This window comes from Brevundimonas sp. (assembly GCF_024711105.1).
Taxonomy (GTDB): Bacteria; Pseudomonadota; Alphaproteobacteria; order Caulobacterales; family Caulobacteraceae; genus Brevundimonas.
The window spans coordinates 1-2,885 of the sequence record NZ_JANJTL010000027.1; the positions used below are offsets into that span (position 1 = coordinate 1).

Below are 2,885 nucleotides of genomic sequence, written 5' to 3' on the forward strand. Positions count from 1 at the left end.
TGAGAACTTCATCAGCCTGGCGGAGAACCCCCTGCCGCAGATCACCGCCATCATGCTGTCCTTCGGCATGGGCGCGTCCACCCAGGCCCTGTTCGCCCGCGTGGGTGGTGGCATCTACACCAAGGCCGCCGATGTCGGCGCCGACCTGGTTGGCAAGGTGGAAGCCAACATCCCCGAGGATGATCCCCGCAACGCCGCCACCATCGCCGACAACGTGGGCGACAACGTCGGCGACTGCGCCGGCATGGCCGCCGACCTGTTCGAGACCTATGCGGTGTCGACGGTGGCGACGATGGTGCTGGCCGCCATCTTCTTCCGCGACACGCCGTTCGTGGATGCGATGATGCTGCTGCCGCTGGCCATCTGCGGCGTCTGCGTGATCACCTCGATCATCGGTACCTTCTTCGTCCGCATGGGCAAGAGCCAGAACATCATGGGCGCCCTCTACAAGGGCCTCATCGCCACCGGCGTCCTGTCGGTCGGCGCTGTCTGGTATGTCATCACCACCATGATCGACGGCGGCGGCGTGCAAACCGTCGACGGCCTGTCGATCTCGGCCATGAGCCTGGTGTGGTGCGGCGTCGTCGGCCTCGGCGTGACGGCGGCCATCGTGATGGTCACCGAATACTACACCGGCACGGGCTTCCGTCCGGTGAAGTCGGTCGCCAACGCCTCGGTTTCGGGACACGGCACCAACGTGATCCAGGGCCTGGCCGTCTCGCTCGAGTCGACCGCCCTTCCGGCGCTGATCATCATCGTGGGCATCGTGGCCTCGTTCCAGCTGGCCGGCCTGTTCGGCATCGCCATCGCCACCACGACCATGCTGGGCGTGGCGGGCATGATCGTGGCGCTGGACGCCTTCGGACCGGTCACCGACAATGCCGGCGGCATCGCCGAGATGGCCGGACTTCCGCCGGAAGTCCGCGTCTCGACCGACGCCCTGGACGCCGTGGGCAACACCACCAAGGCCGTCACCAAGGGCTACGCCATCGGTTCGGCGGGCCTGGGCGCGCTTGTGCTCTTCGCCGCCTACACCGCGGACCTGGAACACTTCGCGGCCGAGGCCGAGGTGGGCTCCTTCTTCTTCGGCCTGGGCGAGGTCGCGTTCGACCTGTCCAACCCCTACGTCGTGGTCGGGCTGCTGTTCGGGGGGCTGCTGCCCTTCCTGTTCGGCGGCATGTCGATGACGGCCGTGGGCCGCGCCGCGGAGTCGGTGGTGGCCGAGGTTCGCCGCCAGTTCCGCGAGAACCCGGGCATCATGACCGGCGAGGTCAAGCCCGAGTACGGCCGCGCGGTGGACATCCTGACCCGCTCGGCCATCCGCGAGATGATCGTGCCGTCGCTCCTTCCGGTGCTGGCCCCGATCGTCCTGTTCGTGGCGGTGCTGCTGCTGCCGAACACGGACAAGGCCGACGCCTTCGCCGCGCTCGGCGCCATGCTGATGGGCGTGATCGTCACCGGCCTGTTCGTCGCGGTCTCCATGACCTCCGGCGGCGGCGCCTGGGACAACGCCAAGAAGGTCATCGAGGAAGGCTTCACCGACAAGAACGGCGTCGTCCACCAGAAGGGCTCCGAAGCCCACAAGGCGGCGGTGACCGGTGACACGGTCGGCGATCCGTACAAGGACACGGCGGGCCCCGCCGTGAACCCGATGATCAAGATCACCAACATCGTGGCCCTGCTGCTGCTGGCGGTCCTGGCCTCGGGCACGATCGGCTGATCGCGGTCCCAGCCTGAAGACGAAGCGCCCCGGAGGGAGACCTCTGGGGCGTTTTTCGTTGTGATTTCCGCTATCGCGCCGGCGCCTCAAGCCCCCTGTCGCGGTAGCTGGGAAGGTCGGGGGCGTCCGCAGGCGGAGGGTTGGCTTCGAGGTCGGCGATGAGGCGCTCCATCTCGGCGATTTCGCGGACCTGGGCCTCGATGATCTCGTCGGCCAGGCTGCGCACGCGTGGGTCGCGGATGTGGGCGCGTTCGCTGGTCATGATGGCGATGGAATGGTGCGGGATCATCGCCTTCATGTAGCTGACGTCGCTGACGGTCTGCTGGCTGCGCACCAGCCAAAGGCTGAGCGCGAAGACGACGCCGGCGCCAGCGAGGATGGCCAGCTTGGTCCGCGTCCCGCGATACATGCTCCACATGAAGCCGAGCATGACCACGGCCATGGATGAGCCCATGACGAGCGCCATCCAGGCGCGCGTCTGGCTGAAGCGGACGTGCTGCAGCGCATAGGTGTTGAGGTACATCAGGCCGAACATGACGACGGTCGATGCGGCGATCATGGCGGCGAACCGCCGATAGCTCATGCCGTTTTCCATACGCCCCAACCTTGGCGTTGGGGCCGGGGTTCCCTCAGCCCGCCAGGGCCTCCGCCCCGATCCGCTTCAGCAGGTCGCCGCCCTGGCCGACGGCGGCGAGGCGGGCGGAGCAGTGGCCCAGCACGTTCGCCGCGTAGGCTTCGTAGAGGTCGATGCGGCCCTGGAGCCAGGCGCGGTCGGCGCCGTCGTTCTCCATCTTGGACCAGGCGGCCACGGCGCCCTTGGCCAGCAGCCAGCCGCCGACCACGTCGCCCATGAGCCTGAGATAGGCGTCGGCGCCGGCCAGGACGTCGGCGGCGGCGTCCGGGTCCGTCTTCTGGTCGAGCATCCACAGGGTGGCGTCCTCGACGGCCTCGATGCCGGCGGCGAGGCGCTCGGCGGGCTTGCCGGGCAGGAGGCGAGTGAGGGCGGGCAGCGCCTCCTTCATCTCGGCGATGAGGACGCGCGCGCTCTCGCCGCCGTCCTGGCCCAGCTTGCGGCTGACCAGGTCCATGGCCTGGATGCCGTTGGTGCCCTCGTAGATCGGGGCGATGCGGGCGTCGCGATAATGCTGGGCCGCGCCGGTCTCCT

The 2,885-nt window shown here is 68.4% G+C and carries 3 protein-coding genes; 1 reads left to right on the forward strand and 2 read right to left on the reverse strand.

The window, feature by feature from the left end; genetic code table 11:
• Positions 1-1,720: sodium-translocating pyrophosphatase (locus tag Q0M60_RS01755; protein ID WP_296815159.1), on the forward strand; the 1,720-nt coding region annotated here is incomplete at its 5' end.
• Positions 1,721-1,790: 70 nt separating this feature from the next.
• Here Q0M60_RS01755 and Q0M60_RS01760 read toward each other — a convergent pair.
• Positions 1,791-2,303, reverse strand: a complete 513-nt coding sequence (locus tag Q0M60_RS01760; protein ID WP_296815162.1) for a DUF305 domain-containing protein — start codon at positions 2,301-2,303, stop codon at positions 1,791-1,793.
• Positions 2,304-2,349: 46 nt separating this feature from the next.
• Positions 2,350-2,885, reverse strand: a 536-nt coding sequence (locus Q0M60_RS01765; protein WP_296815164.1) for an acyl-CoA dehydrogenase, incomplete at its 5' end; no start/stop codon positions are given.

Excerpts from the sequence above, each read along its gene's own strand:
- Q0M60_RS01760 (WP_296815162.1), bottom strand. The coding sequence starts at position 2,303 with ATGAGCTATCGGCGGTTCGCCGCCATGATCGCCGCATCGACCGTCGTC.